General features: G+C 46.3%; 15 protein-coding genes, 1 tRNA gene and 1 riboswitch. Of the genes, 4 read left to right on the top strand and 12 right to left on the bottom strand.

The window, feature by feature from the left end:
• Positions 1-341 precede the first annotated feature (341 nt).
• Together tig and I2H74_RS21645 are read right to left on the bottom strand one after the other, a co-directional pair.
• Positions 342-1,622, bottom strand: a complete 1,281-nt coding sequence (gene tig, locus I2H74_RS21650) for a trigger factor (protein WP_195576332.1) — start codon at positions 1,620-1,622, stop codon at positions 342-344.
• Between the two features lie 165 nt (positions 1,623-1,787).
• Complete coding sequence (locus I2H74_RS21645) at positions 1,788-2,735, bottom strand: hypothetical protein (protein WP_324254131.1); 948 nt, start codon at positions 2,733-2,735, stop codon at positions 1,788-1,790.
• Positions 2,736-2,950: 215 nt separating this feature from the next.
• On the opposite strand from I2H74_RS21645, the gene I2H74_RS21640 reads away from it, so the two are divergent.
• Positions 2,951-3,027, top strand: a tRNA-Arg gene (locus tag I2H74_RS21640).
• A 536-nt stretch (positions 3,028-3,563) separates the two neighbouring features.
• Positions 3,564-3,761 (top strand): hypothetical protein, encoded by a 198-nt coding sequence (locus tag I2H74_RS21635; protein ID WP_195576331.1) that lies wholly within the window; start codon positions 3,564-3,566, stop codon positions 3,759-3,761.
• Between the two features lie 144 nt (positions 3,762-3,905).
• Here the strand turns inward: I2H74_RS21635 and I2H74_RS21630 are convergent, their stop codons facing one another.
• From I2H74_RS21630 to I2H74_RS21600, 7 genes are all read right to left on the bottom strand, one after another.
• Positions 3,906-4,457: an AAA family ATPase gene (locus tag I2H74_RS21630; RefSeq protein WP_195576330.1), complete on the bottom strand. Its 552-nt coding sequence runs from the start codon at positions 4,455-4,457 to the stop codon at positions 3,906-3,908.
• 481 nt (positions 4,458-4,938) lie between these two features.
• The gene (locus I2H74_RS21625) at positions 4,939-8,349 is read right to left on the bottom strand and encodes a type I polyketide synthase (protein ID WP_195576329.1); all 3,411 of its coding nucleotides are present in this window, start codon (positions 8,347-8,349) and stop codon (positions 4,939-4,941) included.
• 29 nt (positions 8,350-8,378) lie between these two features.
• Positions 8,379-11,615 (bottom strand): non-ribosomal peptide synthetase, encoded by a 3,237-nt coding sequence (locus I2H74_RS21620; RefSeq protein ID WP_195576328.1) that lies wholly within the window; start codon positions 11,613-11,615, stop codon positions 8,379-8,381.
• A gap of 29 nt (positions 11,616-11,644) precedes the next feature.
• Positions 11,645-12,859: an FAD-dependent oxidoreductase gene (locus I2H74_RS21615; RefSeq protein WP_195576327.1), complete on the bottom strand. Its 1,215-nt coding sequence runs from the start codon at positions 12,857-12,859 to the stop codon at positions 11,645-11,647.
• Between the two features lie 33 nt (positions 12,860-12,892).
• Positions 12,893-13,237, bottom strand: coding sequence for a DoxX family protein (locus I2H74_RS21610; RefSeq protein WP_195576391.1), 345 nt, complete (start codon positions 13,235-13,237; stop codon positions 12,893-12,895).
• Between the two features lie 35 nt (positions 13,238-13,272).
• Positions 13,273-14,502, bottom strand: a complete 1,230-nt coding sequence (locus I2H74_RS21605; RefSeq protein WP_195576326.1) for an MFS transporter — start codon at positions 14,500-14,502, stop codon at positions 13,273-13,275.
• Between the two features lie 36 nt (positions 14,503-14,538).
• Entirely contained in the window at positions 14,539-15,132 is a 594-nt protein-coding gene (locus I2H74_RS21600; protein ID WP_195576390.1) for a TetR/AcrR family transcriptional regulator, read from the bottom strand.
• Between the two features lie 483 nt (positions 15,133-15,615).
• On the opposite strand from I2H74_RS21600, the gene I2H74_RS21595 reads away from it, so the two are divergent.
• Together I2H74_RS21595 and I2H74_RS21590 are read left to right on the top strand one after the other, a co-directional pair.
• Positions 15,616-15,831 carry a DUF3006 domain-containing protein gene (locus I2H74_RS21595; RefSeq protein WP_195576325.1) on the top strand — a complete coding sequence of 72 codons (216 nt, stop codon included), beginning with the start codon at positions 15,616-15,618 and terminating at the stop codon, positions 15,829-15,831.
• A 6-nt stretch (positions 15,832-15,837) separates the two neighbouring features.
• Entirely contained in the window at positions 15,838-16,065 is a 228-nt protein-coding gene (locus I2H74_RS21590) for a hypothetical protein (RefSeq protein WP_195576324.1), read from the top strand.
• 173 nt (positions 16,066-16,238) lie between these two features.
• Here I2H74_RS21590 and I2H74_RS21585 read toward each other — a convergent pair whose 3' ends face one another.
• The 3 genes from I2H74_RS21585 to I2H74_RS21575 all read right to left on the bottom strand — a co-directional run.
• Positions 16,239-17,576: a voltage-gated chloride channel family protein gene (locus tag I2H74_RS21585; RefSeq protein ID WP_195576389.1), complete on the bottom strand. Its 1,338-nt coding sequence runs from the start codon at positions 17,574-17,576 to the stop codon at positions 16,239-16,241.
• Positions 17,577-17,641: 65 nt separating this feature from the next.
• Positions 17,642-17,703, bottom strand: a riboswitch (Fluoride riboswitch).
• Between the two features lie 280 nt (positions 17,704-17,983).
• Positions 17,984-18,352 carry a hypothetical protein gene (locus tag I2H74_RS21580; RefSeq protein WP_195576323.1) on the bottom strand — a complete coding sequence of 123 codons (369 nt, stop codon included), beginning with the start codon at positions 18,350-18,352 and terminating at the stop codon, positions 17,984-17,986.
• Between the two features lie 191 nt (positions 18,353-18,543).
• Positions 18,544-19,117, bottom strand: a 574-nt coding sequence (locus I2H74_RS21575) for a sensor histidine kinase (RefSeq protein WP_195576322.1), incomplete at its 5' end; no start/stop codon positions are given.

Genomic DNA, 19,117 nt, shown 5'->3' with positions numbered 1-19,117 from the left:
ACCGACCTCTTTTCTTTATCAAGCTTTTCAACCATCATCATCATTCTATCACGTTACGAAGCTAATGTCATATCCACCCGTTATTCCATATGTATGATATGACGAGCAGGACTTAGTATTCGAACATGGAATAAAATGACGGTCTTCTTACCCATATGTACACTGCTATGCAGGAGATGAAACCTCCCGGCTAAAAATTGGCTTGCGTGCAATCAAACCGCACGGCTTTGCTATGTTATGTAGAGTTCATCCCTATATGGATGAAAAGATAAGGCACGCAATGAGATATTGACGTGCCTTACCTGGATGTACCGAGATCTGTTTCTCAGTTAATTATGATATTAGTTGTTCTCAGTAAGGAATTTAATTGTCTTACGGATTGCAGCTTCCTCACGAAGGTTCTCAAGCGTACCGTTCTTCTCAAGAATATTACGGATCTCTTCAGCAGAACGCTGGTAAGCTTGTCCCATTTGCTCAAGCTCTTCTTGAAGTTCTTCATCGGAAAGCGTAATTTCTTCAGCCTTCGTTACTTGCTCGATAACAAGGTTGTTTTTCACACGCTTCTCAGCGTCTATTTGCATTTGCTGACGAAGGTCAGCGATCGTTTGACCGGACAAAGTCAAGAACATATCGATGTTCATGCCTTGTGAACGAAGACGGTTGTCCAAGTCTTTAACCATGTGTTGAATTTCAGTCTCGATCATAGCGCGTGGAATATCTACTTTTGCATTTTCAGATACTTTTTCAACTACAGCAGCTTCGAATGCTTGTTCAACTTCACGTTCTTTGCGAGTAGAGATTTGCTTCTTGAGATCTTCTTTGAACTCGTCAAGCGTATCGAATTCACTTACGTCTTTTGCAAACTCATCATCCAATACTGGAAGCTGCTTGCGCTTGATTTCGTGAACTTTTACTTTGAACGTAGCTGGTTTGCCAGCCAAGTTCTCAGCATGGTATTGCTCAGGGAATGTTACTTCAACATCTTTGAAGTCGCCTGTTCCAAGACCAATCAATTGCTCTTCGAATCCAGGGATGAAGGTGTTGGAGCCAAGCTCTAAGCTGTAGCGCTCACCTTTGCCGCCTTCGAATGCTTCACCATCAACGAAGCCTTCAAAGTCGATAACAACAGTGTCGCCTTCTTTAGCTGTATCTTCGTCAACTACGATCAATTCAGCATGACGTTGTTGAAGACGCTCAAGCTCAGCGTTCAGATCCTCTTCTGTCACTTCAACAGCTTGCTTCTCAACGTTCAAGCCTTTGTATTGACCAAGTTCAACTTCTGGTTTTACAGTTACTTTTGCTTTGAATTTGAACGCTTGGCCTTTTCCAAACTGTTCAACTTCAACTTCCGGTTGATCTACTGGAAAGATTTGAGCATCTTTCACAGCTTCAGGGTATACCTCTTGAAGCAAGATATCAATGGCATCCTGATAAAGGCTTTCCACTCCGAACTTAGCTTCGAAGATTTGGCGAGGCACTTTACCTTTACGGAATCCAGGAACGTTTGCACGCTTTTGAACCTTTTTGAATGCTTGGTCCAATGCGCCAGTTACACGCTCCTCATTCACTTCTACTTCAAGAACCCCAACGTTACTCTCTATTTTTTCCCAGGTTGCTTTCATTTTATGCCTTCCCCTCCAAAAAGATCGATGGCTAGAGTCTACTCTTGCACGTTCGAAATAACCATTACATTATATCTGACTACAAATAGATTTTCAAGGCGACACCATTACCAGAATGTGTGCGTTTTCACGTTTTGGACACATTCCCAGTACATTTTACCACAATTAGTCACCAGATTCCCCAATCATTGCACTTGAAATTCGCAGCATTGCCCGTTCAAACTCCATGCGTTGATCCGCCGTCAAGCCATAGATTCGGAATACGTCCTCGTCTTCCAATTGCAGCATCTTCGATACCAGTGTGTGGAGCGCAGCTGCAAAAACCGCTGTCGCCTGCATATCCGCTTCATTCATGTGAACGTACAGCTCCGAACCGTAAATCGCTTTAACGAATTGCTGCCACATCTCCTGCGCGAAGTAAGCAAGGGATGGATCTCGAACCGACATGGCTTCATATACAAGCTCTGCAGGAGCCTTCAAAGAAGAAGGAAATGCAGTATAATCGAGCGGCGTCTCCTCTAAGCGAACGACAATCTGTTCTTTTCCCTGCCAATATGTAACCGTACCTTCCGCTCCTCTTTTACGGAGCGTTGTCAATAATCCAAATCGAAGCAGGGGATGAAGCTTCTCCGTCTCTAAAAAATGCACCAAATCATCGGTTAACGTATCGGATTCCGCTAATGCCAGCTGCTCCAGCACCATCCACTTCCGTTCATCGATCGGCGGTTCTTTTAGGGACTGGAGGAGGCGTTCAATATAAGCCTCGTCTAGAAGCTGCTTCTTGGCAAGCTGCTGCTTCAAGAGCTCGGGCTCTGAAATGTCCTTCTCTTCTTCCTCATCTTGCTCGGTATGTATAGAACTTGCCTCTGTCACGTCTTTCAGATCAGGGAATGCCTGCAGCAGCCAGTGGTAAAGAGAATCCCACTCTTCTCTGATCTCTCGGTGCTCCCCTTCAAATTGAAGCAAAAAAGACAGCAGCTGAACCGCTTCCTTATAGCGCTCCGCTTCTAAGAGACGTGTCAGCTCTAACTGATAATAATCGTATGTCTTCGGAAATAAGACGACATTGGCTTTATTCCCTTCATTCTTGTTCGCTCCCTTTATAATCAACACCTTCTTTCCTTGCACAGCCGGTAAATGTGAAAGAACGCCGGAAACCATTTATGTATGAGCATTAGTTGTATGCATTATACCATAAACTCCTTGATGTTACTGCATTTACGCACTCAGCTGCCCACCTATATAAAATAGATAAATTAAAAAAATGAAAAATGTGTGTTGCACAAACGATATTTTTTTGTTAGAATCATATCTGTTCTCGAAAAAATGTCCCAGTAGCTCAGCTGGATAGAGCAACGGCCTTCTAAGCCGTCGGTCGGGGGTTCGAATCCCTCCTGGGACGCCATTAGAATTAAGTTGACAGACTTCAATTACTGATACAACGCCTTGAATTCCTTACTACATAAGGGTTCAGGGCGTTTTTAGTATTTATTCACTCCTCATGAATGAATAATAGCAACATAAAAAGCAGATTCATTCCACAAAAAATTCTACAACGGTTATCCCCCTTGAAATCAGTCTTTTATGTACTCATCTTAGTATGGTTTAAAAAGCATATTTATATAGGAAGTTTTTTTGCAATCAGACATTGTAAAAACAATAACCGCAGGGATAAACCAAGCGCCTTCCATATCATTTTTCGTGTTGAAGATGTGGTGTCAATTATCTTATTCCGTACGGATAACGGAAAAAACAAAGGTAAATTCTGTACTGATCTATGCTTTCCTACTTCATGTAGCCTCTGTTACTAGTTAGATTCAGAGATCTCTACGATTTCATATGACCGCCTGTAACCGTACTTGATAGCTTAATACTGTTCTTGTTCAGCATAAAAATGGTAAAAGAGCCGTGAGGATATCCTAGATTCTAGGAGGAATCAGTGTGTCTGAACATTCAGAGCAAATCGTAGAATTCATTGATACTATTTATTTACCGGTAATCGATAAGGAAGAATCAATAAATTGGTTTCAAGAGAAGTTAGGGCTAAAATGGAACGGACATTGTTTCAATCTTGGTTCTGGACCTGTTATTTCCCTAGTAGAAGTAAAAAACAATACCAATTACACCCATAGATTTTAAGTTTCGAAGCCCCGCCAGAGATATAAGCCTCGCACGTAAGAAGTATTTTAGCAATACATTCAAAAATATGAAGAGGTCTCACTGTCTCACTCTCCGAATATAAGGTAATGTATTAATGCCTGCCTAAAATTTCGTCACTCATCGTCAGCGTATGCTCGACCTGATGTATTCGGCGCGGTCTTCAATACTGCAACGCGGAAGCTCGACTAATTCGTATCCAAGTTCGGTATAAACGGTCGCCATCGTGTCAAAGGTTTGGCGAGCTGTCTTCAGATCCTGCTTTCGTTCGGCATCCTGTCGATATATGTCCTGCCAGGGTGGAGCGATAAAGACGCGTTTATTGTAGCGAAATAGTTCGCCAGCGCGCTGGATATGAGCCGGAACCTCCAAACCCTCCAGTCGAAGATACCCGATGACGTCTGGCACACCTCGATCAAACAGCACGGGGGCGGGATTTCCTTTCCTCAGCCCTTGTCGGTATGAACGTATTTCCCAAGATAGCATGAGCTCTGCAAAGAGCATTCTGTCTTTAGAAGGCAGAGCGTCACCGCCAATCATCGTTTGCTCCTGGATGATACTTCGTCCCGCTTCGACAGACCGCATGAAGCCTTGCTGTTCGAGATAATCGAGGAGCGTACTCTTCCCTGAGCCAGGGCCACCTGTTATGACAAAAAAATGTTGTCCATCTAACTGCATAAAATCCTCCTTAGATAGAACTTGGATAGGCGTTTTCAGCCCGTCTGTGATTTCGTTTAACGTTTAATGAATAGAGTAGATGCGGTCAACTTTCAAGCATGGAGAGTCAATAAACATCGGATGCGAGATAGATGAGGATTGCCAGCGGTGTGGTTGTAGGCGCATGCAATAGGTAAGAGGTCAACACGGAGTAATTAAATTCTATCGAGCATTATATCATACAGTCGAAAAACAGGCTTCAACAGTTCTCTTTCGTATGTCGAGGCAGTTGCCGGTCTGACGTATACACAACAAATAGCGCCTTGAGGTGTATGCCCCAAAGCGCTTATCCAGGTCTCAGACACACCAAGACCTAATTGAAAAGGATCTCTATCATACCAGATACGTCCTATAGTCTTCTTTACGTGCTCTTTGGGACTTGAGTTAACTCTCCCGGACAACCCAATATCGTTACGGTGCATTTATTGCCATTCTGTCTGGCTTACACCGGAACAAAAAAACATCGCTGCTCGAGTTCGTGGGCTATTGCTCGTAAATGGGCAGTTGACTGGAACAGTGAGTAATGATTGGCCTGAATCGGGACAATCCCGACTTCTCCGGCAATCTCCCCTCTCCACTCCTCTTTACTGACTGTCAGTTCCCCCAGATAAACCATTAATTCGTCCATAACCGACTGCTTCTCCAAGGCATCAAAGATCAGAGCATTTCCGAGGAAGTGCTCCTCTGGTTTATAAGTTTGCAGCATTCGAATGTTAAGCTCCCATATGTTAAATAACTGCTTCATATCATTTGCGGCAAATCCTACCGGAATAATATTCAGCTGCTGTAAGGCCGGGATCATCGCTTCTAAAGGCAGCTCCTGTATCTGGGATAATACGTAAGACTCAAGCTTTGTCTCCGGTCTGAAAAGGGCGTTCACCATCAATGGAAAAGCCCGGAGAAACTGTTTTGGATCCATATGCTGTTCTTCATAAGCAGCAGCGACGAAGCTGTCGAACAGGATCAGTTCTGTCACACGTTCGCCAACCCTTTGGAATTGCAAAGCGATTTCCAGCGCAACGTTGCCGCCAAACGAATAGCCGCCGAGCATGTATGGCCCCTTCGGCTGAATTTGGCGAATCTCTGCAACGTATCGCTCCGCCAATTGGTCAACCGTTAAATCCGTCTTCGCCAACAATTCCGCTGGAAAGTTTATGCCATATAACGTGGGATGATAACGCAAATGCGCGGCCAATTGACGGTAAACCATAATCGTTCCGCCAGCTGGATGGACAAGAAATAAGCTGCCCGGCACAGTCCCCTCTTTTATTTTTACTATCGTTTGGTTAAGAGGCTGTTGCACCGGATTGGTTGGTGGAATTTGAAGCAATTTACTTACCTGGTCAGCCAATCGGTTAATAGTCGAATACTGTGAAAATTCATGGAGTGATAAGTCTATGTTCAGTCTGCTTCGTATATCCGATACGATTTCGATTGAAAGAAGAGAGTCCCCATTGAGGTCTAGGAAGAAATCTTCATGCGGATAAAATTCTTCAATATCAAGCCGTTTTTTCCAGATGTCCGTCAATATCTGTTCAACCGTTTGTGTATCTTCAGCTGCCACCTTATCCACTTGAGGTAAGTCTTCCTCGCGGTTGTGCTCCAGCTCAATCCAATATCTCCTCTTCTCGAAAGGATACGTCGGCAGCGGAACGCGACCAACCGGGCAATCCTGGTACAAAAGGTCCCAATCGATTTCCCGCCCGGACACCCAAGCATTGCCAATCGCGATCAACAATCCAGTCATTATTGTCTCTGCCTGTGCATCGCCAAAGGGGATCGTAATTACACTGGATGTCTCGTCGAGGCTCTGTTCGTCATAGCTGTCGCATTCACGACTTGCTGCAACAATCTTGATCTTCGGTTCGTTCGTCATTGGCGTTGCCTCCAAAGTTCCCGCACTGCCCGCAGCAACGACCTTCCATGCTTCATCCGGATAACATGCACCGGCAACGGAATAAGCTACCCATTCGGTTAACAAGTCCTCGTAATACATCATTTCCGGCTCCATCCCTAACTCCGCGAGCAAGACAGCAAGCGTATGAATACCGAGGAAATGCAGGGCAAGCTCATTGTCTGACGGGCTAACTACGTCCATTGACGAATTGGATTCACCAGGCTCCAACCACGGCCTCAATGTGCATGCCCCTGACTCCTCTATCAATTGCTGAAGCTGATCAAACTTGGTTCGGTAGGCAGGCCAAGCATCGTATAATTGCCGGTAGCAGTCTCGATGTGCAGAAGTGTTGAGTCTAAACGCGACAGGCGGTATGTCGCCAATTTCAAACTGGCTGCCGGACCGCTTCTTAAGAAGAGCTTGATCCGCTGTAGCGGTTAATAATTCTTCTTTGCTCCGGCAAACCACATACGTACGAGTATCAAACGATTTGCGCCCTGCGGCCAGCGTAAACGCAATATCTGATAAATTTTGCTCTGGATGGGAGGTAAGATGCCGGTTCAGACGGCCTGTTATTTGCTGCATCGCCTGCATTGTTTTTCCCGAAAAAACAAACAAGTAAGGTCCTGACATCGGCTCTGTTAACAGCTGCGGCCCCTTCTGCAACACAGCAAACGCATTCGTACCACCCATTCCAAGCGAATTCACGCCGGCATATTGAATGCTGTCCCCTTTGCCCCTTATTTGCAGCTCTCGATTCATATAGAAGGGGCTGTTCACAAAATCAATTTTGGGATTCGCTGTACGGAAATGGAGGCTGCCGGGAATGACATCTTCCTTAACAACCATTGCCGCTTTGATCAGATTCGCTACCCCTGCAGCCGCGTCCAGATGGCCAAGACTTGGCTTAATCGAACCGACCGCGCAATATTGCTTTTTCGTTGTGGCAAAAGCGTCCGTCAGCGCCTTGATCTCAATCGGATCGCCCAAGGACGTGCCGGTACCGTGCGCTTCAACATACTGGATGTCTTCGGCGGAAATACCCGCCATTTCAATGGCATCCCTGACTGCTTTAGACTGCCCTTCCAAACTTGGTGCAGTAAAGCCTATTTTTAACCGCCCGTCGTTATTTAAAGAGGTGCTTTTGATAACCGCATAGACCGTATCACGGTCCTTGATCGCCTGTTCAAGCGGCTTCAGCAGAACAATGCCACAGCCATTGCCTTTTACTGTTCCGCTTGCTTCTTTATCAAATGCTCTGCACCAGCCGTCGCGGGATAACGTCCCGCCTTCTTTATACGCATATCCAGTATGCTGCGGAACGGTTATGCTCACCCCTCCTGCTAACGCCATCTCGCATTCGCCGTTGATCAGACTTTGGCAAGCGATGTGAACCGCCGCCAACGAGGAGGAGCATGCCGTTTGGACGGAGACGCTGGGACCGGATAAATTCAGTTTGTACGATACCCTTGTGCAGAGAAAGTCCTTATCGTTGCCGATCATCACCGGATAACTTAATACTTCTTGCCCAAATTCCCGACTTTGGCTAATATGGCGCAGCAAATACGTGCTCGCACTCATGCTGCCGTACACGCCAATTGCCTGCGGATCTGGGGCCGGAGGATAGCCGGAATTCTCAAGCGCCTCCCAGGCGCATTCCAAAAACAACCTTTGCTGGGGGTCCGTCAGCTTGGCATCGCTGGCCGTAAATTCAAAAAAATCGGCATCGAAGTTCTCCACGCCCTGCAATACGCCTCCCCGGGCAATGTAGCTGACGTTTCTTCGCATGATGTCGCTTACCCCGGACTCTGCGATTTCCCATTCTTCAAATGTACGTACGGCTCCTCTGCCTGCCTTCAGGTTCTCCCACAACTCCTGGATGCTATCAGCTTCTGGAAATCTCCCCGCCATTCCAATGATGGCGATATCAGTAAATTCCGCATTGAATTCCGCCATTTATACTCTCCACTCCAATACGATCTCATTTATTTCCCGTTTTTCCGTCTGCGCAACAGTGCTTCTTTCCGTTTGCCTACCTGTTGATTATCCGACTGCCGTGTCCCCTGATCATTCAATCGATGAAGAAATGCGGCCAAGGCACGCGGTGTCGTGTATTGGAATAACTCAACCATCGACAACTGCTGCTTAATCGGAAGTGTATCTGCCAGCTTGTAATAAACATCAGAGATCAGTAAGGAAGTACCGCCGATATCAAAGAAATTGTCGTCTTTGCCTACATGATCCGTCTTCAATACCTGCTTCCAAATCGCTATAATCTTTTGTTCGAAGCTGCCATCCTCTGGAATGGAGACGCTTGGCGCCAACGCTGGAACAGTCAGAGCATTATAATCCACTTTCCCGTTCACAGTCACCGGAATAGTCGGAATTGCAACCCATACCGATGGTATCATATACTCCGGCAATTTCGTCCGCAGAAATGCTCGTATCTCGGCCTCGTCAAGCGACTCCCCCTCTTCCATGACCAAGTATGCCACCAGCCGCTTGTCTTCCCCGTCAAATGTATGCACAGCTACAACATTACTTTTGCAATGAGGATACTGCTGCAGAGCAGTTTCGATTTCTCCCAATTCGATCCGGTAGCCTCGAAGCTGGATTTGATTATCCACCCGCTCCAGAAATTCGAGATTGCCATCCGACAGCAACCTTACTTGATCGCCAGTACGATAAACCGTCCCTTGCCAGGGCATGCCCGACAGGAACCGCTCATTCGTCAGATCCTCGCGGTTAAAGTAGCCTTTGGATACACCATATCCGCCAATATACAGTTCGCCAGGTATTCCTGATGGAAGGTCGTCCAAGTATCGGTTCTTGACGTACAGTTCCACATCAAGCAATGGGCGTCCGATAATGCTTTCCCCGACAGCAATCGCTTCATGACGGGTAATTCGGTAGTACGTCGCTAAAATGGTCGTTTCTGTCGGACCGTATACATTATAGAGCCGGGGCTGTTGGTCCCCATAACGATCTATCCACTCCTTGAGCATGGCAAAACGCAATGTCTCGCCGCCGATTAAAATGCACCTGAGGGCTAGCGGCGCTACATCCTCCTGCCGCCGCACAATTCCGATCAGTTGCTGGAAAGCGGATGGCGTCATTTGGAGCATCGTTACCCTTTCGCGGACAATTAACTGGTACATTTCATCCGGAGCCTTCCGCATCGTTTCATCGACAACGATCACCTTGCCGCCGTACAGCAGCGCACCGAAAATTTCCCATACCGACGGATCGAAGCCGTAGGAGTGGTACCATAGCCATGTATCTTCCTCTTGAAACGCAAATTCATGGGCGGATGCCTGAAATGACCTTAATACATTGCCATGTGTAACCATCACGCCCTTAGGAAGTCCTGTCGAACCGGAGGTATAAATTATGTAGGCCAAATGTCCAGCGCTGCTCGTCTCAGTCGACAGAGCTTTCGGCATCGCCGCCAATTCGCTTTCGATGCGCTCCCATACATAAACATTCCTGGCTTCATTCAATAACTTCAGACAGTCAGCTTGTGTCAGACAAGGAGGATGGTTCAGATCGGATAAAATATGCGCCAGCCGGCCGGCAGGCATGATTGGATCAACAGGAACATACGCACGGCCCGCTTTGAGAACCCCTAGAATAAGGGCAATGAGTACTGGCGAGCGGTGAAATGAAATGACAATCTTGTCTGCTTCTGCTGGAAAATGCTCGATTATATAATTAGCAATCTGATTAGAGCGTTCATCGAGCTCCCGATAACTCCATTGCACATCTCCGTATTGAACGGCCGTGTGCATCGGATTATGCCGGGCTTGCTCCATAAAAGCATGATGGATTGTATCGGTTACTGGGAAGCGTCTCCCTGGACGTAGAATCTCTTCTAGCTTTCGGCCTTCCTCCGCTTGCATGACTTGAATGTCGGCTATCCTCTGATCTTCCGTACTAATAATGCTTTCAATAATCGCGTAATAGATCGATTTTAGGTCTGCATGCTTTAAATAGGCGCCATATTCGATTTTGATACGGTAGGTATCATCCAGCCTTTGGACAGCGGCATTTAAAGGAAAATTCAAGAAGCGGGCCGGAACCGGCATTTGCGTCACTTTGCATTGATCAATATCGAAGGACAACTTTTGCAAATAATAAGTAAACAAAGTATTGAACTTAGTTGTGCCCGTGAAGCTTTTGTGTGGCAGCACCCGGTGAATTTGTGAGAGAAAATCGAAGTTTTGGTAGCGGATCAAGCTGATCGTTTTACGCTTGATGGAACGGCAGAGTTCTTGGAAAGTGCCTGAGCCTTGCACATCGGCGACCATTGGCAAGCTGTTCACATAGAAGCCAAAAGTGGTTTTATTAGCTTTGGAACGGTTCGCCAGCGGGATACCTACTGCTACTTTATCTAGACTGAACAGCTTATGGATTAAGACGGCATACGCGGCCAAGAAAAAGCTGAAATCCGTCAGATGATGGCTGGAAATATACGCTCGGATTTGCTCGGATAGACCGGGTGACAGATCAAAAGATGTCTCTTGACCTTCAAGTCTCCCAGCTTCATCACGATTTTGCTCCAGCTGTCCGATGCTCAGCGCTTCAACCCCTTCCAACTCCTTCTGGAAATAAGCGAGCGCTTGCTCGTCGACATTATGAGCCGTCTGATCTTCTGTAACCTGTTCTAGATAGGATAGATCGCTGGTGTGCATGTCGGCTTCCGCCTCCAGCTCATCCAAGCTTTTTTCGCAATTATAAAGCCTTGAGAACTCATTAAATTTGTGATAGGAACTATAGCCGTCAAATATAATGTGAGGAATATTTATCGTCCAATAACTGACTTGCTCGCTATAGAATACTTTCAACTGGGTAATCGGCCACTGCCGCAGATCGAGGCAAGTCTGCGATGCCTTGATGGTGCAATCCATTACGTATTGGTCGCTTTCCTCAACTGTCATCGATTGCAGGTACTCTACATCTACTTTTATCATTCTTGAAGCATCGTAAACTTGGAATGGAGCCCCTGCTTCATCTTGCTCGAAATGGACCTTGAATACGGCGCCGCTACCATACACTAACTCCCAGACGCGGACAAACCGTTTCAGCTCAATCTTTCCTTCTATTTTGTAGCAGTAGCATAAATTATAGGACGGGTCTTCAGGATAGAACTGATGATGAGTATACAGCTTTTTTTGAACGCTTGATAGCGAATACTTGGCCAGACTGCCAACGATTTGATTCATCCTCTTTCCTCCATCTCCCTCTGTTCTATCTACAATGCGCGCATGCTAGATTGGTCTTGTATACGCACGCGTCTAAACCCTGAAGTAACGAGAATAACGATTAGCTTACGAAGCCATTTGAACCGTTTAACCAGTTTGAAGCCTGGAGATGATTTGCGATTATTCAGAACAGAATCGATGACTTGTTTCTGCATCACCCCTTGATAGGCTTGAATTAATTTCGTCGGCAGCTCCCTCTGTTTCTGAACAGAAGCGAGATGCTTCAAGGTAACGCCTCCCATCTGTAAAGGGTGGGCAAGAACATTGGCCGCTACAACAGCATCTTGAATAGCATAGTTAATGCCGACTGCCCCTAGAGGCGACATGGTATGCGCCGCATCTCCGATAAACAGAAGTCCTGGCATGTACCACTTCTTCAACCTGCTGGACGACGCCGAGAGGATCGAGAAAGACTTCCAATCGGAAAGACCAGCAAAGCGTTCGGCAAACTCTGGGACAAGATTGCCAAGTGTTTGCTGCATAGACTCCATTCCTTTAGCCTGAATCTGTGGGAATGTGCCTTTCGGAATAAACATCCCCATCTGCCAATAATCCCCTCGATTGACACAAGCCAGCATACTGCCATTCCGGGACCGGTTAAACAAATGCTCGGGATCCCCTTCATTGCGCGGCACCCTGAACCAAATGACATCGATCGGTCGTGTCAGGGACATCGGCTCCATCCCCGACAATTTTCTTACCGTGGAGAAACGGCCATCCGCCGCAATGGTCACGTTGGCTTCTACTTCATGCACCTCCTGGTTTTTACGGAACTTTACACCGCGCACGAGGTCGTTTTCCTTTAATAACTCGATTACTTTAGCACCCATCACGTACTTGAAATGATCGTATTGGGAAGCTTCGGAAACAATAAACGCTAGAAATTGCGATTGGTGTATGGTCGTCAAGTGAGGATATTTGGAGCGGATCATGCCGAAATCAAGGACGATGGATCCTTCGGGCGAATCGACGATTGCCGAAAAAATTTTGGTGTGTGGAAGCTCGAAAAGCCGGTCGATCAGGCCAAGCTGATCCATAATCTCCATAACGGATGCATGAAGCACGTCGCCCCGAAAATCCCGATCGAACGATGTATGCTGCTCCAGCAGTGTAACCGGAACACCCTGCCGGGCAAGCAATAACGCAAGTACCGCACCGGCAGGTCCTCCTCCGACAATACAACAGGCTGTGGATTGTTTGCTCATTAGCCACCTCTGATAGTGAAGATAAGAGAAGATTTATTTTAAATTTCGAATGATGACAACAACGGCAAGTACCAAACAGATGGCTGCGGGAATCGCCATGGTCAGCGGCTGATTGACTTTAAATAAGTGAGTATAGATGGCTCCGATCATCAAAACGATAATGATTATGCCAGCGCCGATCGCAAAGTACCGATTCCAATAACCTCTGATCAAGCCGAATGCGGCAAGAACCTCCAGAATGCCCGTGACCGTCAAAAACCACATCGGATACTGATATTGATGCCAGTGCTCGACCTGAAACGGCAACCGCAATACTTTTACAATTCCCCCAAGCCCGATATACAGCGCCAAAATTGCTTGAAGAATCAAGCCTGCCATTTGCACAATATTTCCTCCCTATTTTCAAAATGAGATTAAACAACTCTATCATGCGCGACGCTAGCATCCTGAGACTTCTCCCGCAGCAAATAGTGAACGACTGACAGGATCAAACCCACGATGATCATCACCGCACTGATGATAAACAGTGATTTTGGACCAAAGGCACTGTCTACCATCAAACTGCCCAAAAATGAGCCGCCCGCCGCTCCCAGATTAAAGGCCGCGATGTTAAAGGAAGAAGCTAGGCCCGGAGCATCCTTGGCCTCACGAATGATCAATACTTGCAACCCAGGGGCGATGCCGAAAGCAGCTACGCCAAACAGGAACAACCCTGCAACGGCAACGGCCTGATTCTGGAATGACAGTGCAAACAAGAGCAAAATAGCCAACAATCCAATTTGAAAAATCATCAGTGAAGGCAGCAACGCCCGATCTGCCGTTTTCCCTCCTATCAGCCCTCCCACAATTGTCCCGACGCCAAACAAGACCAGCATCAGGCTCGTTTGGTTCGGATTGAACCCGGCCACATCCTGAAGGAGTGGGGCAATGTACGTGAACACAACAAAAACACTGCCGAAGCTGAAAACGGTCATAAAGTGTGTCAGGATAACCCTGGGCCGGGCAAGAACCCCAAATTCCGTTTTTACATTTGGGGACCATTCATTTGTGATCTTTGGAACCCATTGCAGAATAGCCAGAAAGCTGACTAGACTTAAAGCTGTTATGACCCAAAACGGAAAATGCCATCCCAGCCAATGTCCTAGATAGGTCCCTGCGGGAACCCCGACAACGTTAGCAATGACCGTCCCGATCATAACCATCGCCAAGGCGTTCCCTTGCTTGTGTGGAGGAGCAAGCTGGGAAGCCACCACAGCCGCTATGCCGGTAATGGCACCTTGCGCCAGAGCCGCTAGTACCCGAGCAGCCATCAGAACGACATAATCATTGCTAAGCGCTGAGAGCAAATTACCAGCAATGAAGAAGGCTGTCAGCCATAACAGCAGTGTCTTGCGGGACATCCTCCGCGTCAATGCGGTCAGACTCGGCGCACCGATGACAATACCAAGCGCATACCCGCTTATCAGAATGCCGGCATCGGACAATGATACCTGCAAGTCGCGGGCTACATCCGGAAGCAACCCCATGATGACGAACTCTGTCGTACCAATCGTGAACGCAACCATAGCCAGCGCAAACAATGCAAGTGATACATTTCTCTCCTGCTTGCTGACTGGATGCTCGCCGTGAACTGTCGTTCCCATAACCATATCCCCTCAAAATAACCGTCTAATGAGCCCTTATGACTCTAAAGCAGTGGTCATCCCGTACATAAGCAAATTCATAATTTCCTTTGCGATTACTTCCGGTTCATAGGCGCCGGGCAGCAAGCATGTTGCTGTTAACCTTTCAATCATGCCTACAATGGAAGCCGCAACGATGCTCATATTCAATTCGGTACGATAATAGCCAGCCTGTTGTTCTGCAAGTAAATTTTCCGTTACCAAGGAAATCGCCGCCTCTTTGCATTGTTCGGCATCATGCGCTTGAAATAAGCCAATCCGCGTTAAATTCGGATCCTCCGCCAAGAAGCGGAACAATGCGGTAACAGCGCCCAAGGTCTGCTGTGCTAACTCCTCTTTTCTCATTCCAGCGGTTAGGCGCAGTTCCTCGGTCAACCGGAATAGCCGGGACCGAAAATCATCGACCAATTCATTAAAAATAGCTTCTTTACTTGAAAAATAGAGATAAAATGCAGGTTGCGTCAATCCGGCGCGTGAAACAATTGAACTAATTTTCGTTTCGTGAAAACCATGACAAGCAAACTCATAAGCTGCCGCAGCCATGATTCTCTCCCGGCTCTCCCTTCCTTTCAATCCTTTACTAGCTTGCATTTCATTAAAACTCCTTTCGCCCAATTCTAAGAAGAGGTTCTTCTCAACTGCATCTTGCATCGATCATGATATTACTCCTAAGTAATGTTACTCGTAAGTAATATTATTTGGTAAAAACTGTTTTGTCAATCACTTCCATACTCCTGTTCAGATTCCCTTTTGAACGCCATTTTCACCAATCCTTTAGTTCAAATATGAATAAAGACTCTAGATCCTGACTGCGAATGGGATTAGAGTCATTTTAAGATGCTTGATTCGCGCTTATAAAAGAGATATCATGGGTAAAATCACCCATTTTTTAAACCTTATACACAATAAAAAAATGTTCTTATTTGTTCATGGCTGATCATGCAATTGCTGTAAACGAACGGACAATATACTTAAAGTTTATAAACACGGTGAATCGAAAATATGCGATAATTATTGAAAGGTGTTGCTGTATCTTATTGCATCCATATCCAGTTCACATAGAAAGGTGATTAAATGATAAGCGGAATTATTGATCGATTTGAATGCGATATTGCCGTCATTGAAGTTGATGATCATACGATTGAGTATCCGAAGCATCTGCTGCCAAGCGAAGCTGAGGTCGGAGATGTCGTTCTGATTGAAGGAAATAAAATAACGTTAGATAAAGAAGCTACCGCAGCACGCAGACATGAAGTAGACGAGCTGGTGGACGAGCTTTTCGAGGATTGAAAGCAAATGACCCGAACGATTGTAGATGATATTGAATTGTTTGCCGCTGCCCTGTCCCAATCCTATGTGGAGGCCTGGCAGGAGGATAGTGCAGGTGTTTACTGCATGGTGGATGCAGGAGTCATTGTGAAATACACCCCTGAGTTTGTGAAGATCAAAAATACAATAAAGTCAACGAACTATTATCGGGATATGACTTTATTTCAAGTAATAACAGGCCCTTCTGACGAATAGTTCTCAGAATCTCAAACCTAAGCCTTATACGAACTCCATAAGAAAAAAAGCCTCTGTTGATAACAGGGGCTTTTTTCAAAAATAACACTGGCAATATTATATCGATACCTAATTATAATAGGAAGCATTTGATCTTCTGTCTCAACATTAGCAATCTAAAGCCTGACCACGATCTACTCCCTCGCCTCATCATTCGATTGTCGCTGCTTACGCATTTCCTTTGCTGCAGCCAGGGTTGAGCCTTGTTGAATCCTGATCCGCTGACTCTTGGAAACCCCAATCTGTTGTGACGAATAAATGCCTGTATGACCCGAAAACAAGTAGCTCACGATGCAAGCGATAAACAAATAGATAGCCGCATCCGCCCCAAACAGCTCGATTCCCATCAGGAAACAAGCAATCGGCGTGTTGGTTGCTCCACAAAAGACAGCGATAAAGCCAAGGCCCGCTAAAAATGGCGCATACAGCTGCAGCACGCCTGCCAGCGTATGTCCAAGCGTTGCTCCAATGGCAAAGAGTGGTGTGACCTCTCCACCTTGAAAGCCAGCTCCTAGCGTCAATGAGGTAAAGACAAGCTTGCCAAGGAAGGCAAAGGGCGACACTTCCCCATCGAAGGAATCCTGTATAAGGGGCAGACCTAGGCCAAGATAATCTCTTGTCCCAAGCAGATACACCAAGCCGATGATCACCAAGCCCCCTACCGCACTCTTCACCATCGGGTTTTTAAACAGGAGGCTGTACCCTTTCTTCAAGGCATGGGTAAGTTCACTGAATAGAATGCTTGCAAAGCCAAATAGAATCGAAGCTGCGATAACCTTGAGGATGACCACGGCAGACAGAGCAGGAACCTCGCCTATGGAATAATGGGCATGGCTGACGCCCCACACGGAGCTCGTTACCACATTCCCAACAAAGCTCGCGATAAAGGCTGGAATCAACGCTTCATGACTGATCAGCCCAATCGCCAGCACTTCAAGTCCAAATATCGTGCCTGCGAGCGGTGTGCCGAATATGGAGCCAAAGCCTCCGCTTATTCCGCAAATGAGCAATATCTTCCGATCCACGGGATTCACCTTAAGCAGCTTGCCAAACCATTCCGCAAGACTTCCCCCCATCTGAACAGCAGTCCCTTCCCTCCCTGCCGATCCGCCAAACAAATGGGTAATAATCGTGCCAAATAACACAAGCGGCGCCATGCGGAGTGGAATCGTTTCCTTGCCGTCATGGATCTGCTCAAGGATCAGATTGTTGCCCTTCGCACTGTTTTTACCGAACTTGAAGTATAAATAACTAACAAGTGCCCCGCCTAGAGGAAGGAAAAATAATAGCCAGGGATGTTCCATGCGTACATTCGTTACATAATCAAGGCCCTTTAAGAAAATAGCAGAAGCTGTTCCCGCTAATATCCCCACTCCGCCTCCTAGCACGATCCACTTCAGCAGCGTTCCGAAAAGAGCGGCTAAGGTCCACCTCTCCGAAATAGCATCCCATTTTTGCTTGATTGCTTTCATCATTTCTACGATCCTTTCAAGAAAAATGGCCGAAAAACAAACAGACTCCTACCAGGGAAAGAACTTCGCTGGTAGGAGTCATTAGCCTCGCGGCGGTTATATGGCGAACTCCATCGCCTACATATTGATAGGCTTATTGTAGTGAATAACTCCGGAAGCGTCAATATAATCTTGAAAATCAACTTCATTTCAGAGCCAAATTTGTTAAGCTAGAAAGGGGCTTTGCTTATTATATCCTCTTTTATTGTAGACAATAATACGTTTGCTTATCCTAAGAGACCAGAAAACTAACCTCCTTCGAATCTATTATAAAGAAAAGAAATCAAACGCAAAAACCCCAATAAGTATGGTTTAGTCCAACTTATTGGGGCATTTCACTTTATGATTTAAACAAAAATACTTATCGATTAACGCATCATGGAGCTGCGGTATCCCATCATGCCTCGACCATTAGAGTCGCTGCCATGACAGTGATTATACATGCGGTCAATATCAGCTTCGCTCTGCTCGGGATGCATTTCCTGCATGAATGCGCGCATATCCTCAGCATTCATGCCGTTGTTTCTCATATAGTCGCGCATGTCCTCAATGTTCATGCCGTTATTCTCCATATACGCACGCATATCTTCAACATTCATGCCGTTCTCTTCCATATATGCACGCATGTCCTGCATATCCCGGTTGGAATAGCCGTTCATGCCGTCCGCAAATGCAGCTGTACCGATTCCCAACGTAAGCACTGTTACGCCAAGCGCAATAAACCATTTCTTCTTCATTTGCTTCTCCCTCCTATGTCTGTAACGTTTGCATTAGTTTGTTGTTCCACTCTATGAGCATATGAAGCTCCAAAGTATTATTTGTGAAGAGAGGAACTTATCTTTAGAATAAGCCTCAATTGTGTGGAAATTGTGTGGTTCACACCTTGTACATATTCATGCAAACAGATAAGCTCCTAAAGAGAATGCTCCTAGTTATTCGCTTGACGAGGAAGAGATACAATAAAGGATGTTCCACTTCCTAATCTGCTCTTCACTTGAATCGTCGCACCATGAATATCAACAAGCTTCTTGACGATGGATAAGCCAAGCCCTGTTCCTCCATGATCTCTTGATCGAGACTTCTCTACTCGATGAAACCGCTCGAAGATCTCCTCTAATTCCTCCTCTGGAATGCCAATCCCTGTATCCTTAATCTCAAAGGAAACCTGATTAACCGTGTAGGTGACAGACATCAGAATCTGCCCTTGATCCGTATAGCGTATCGCGTTCTCTAGCAGGTTCATAACGACCTGCTCCAGCCTCATGCCGTCTGCATAGACGAGCGGAGTCTTGCCATCGAACTTGAGCTTGAGCTCGATTCCCTTCTCCCTGGCGCTCAGTTCCACCCTCCGTGCAGCTTCTTCCAGCAGCTCTTCAAGGTCGATCCATTCTTTATAAAGATCGATCTGCCCTTCTTCCATCTTGGCAAGATCGAATAGATCATTGACCAGATGCTCAATTCGAAGCGCCTCCTGATGAATGATTGCCAAATAGCGCTGCTTC

Source organism: Paenibacillus sp. 1001270B_150601_E10 (assembly GCF_015558675.1).
Taxonomy (GTDB): Bacteria; Bacillota; Bacilli; order Paenibacillales; family Paenibacillaceae; genus Paenibacillus_B.
The sequence above is the reverse complement of the archived record's forward strand: the minus strand, read 5'-3'. Positions and strand labels throughout refer to the sequence as shown.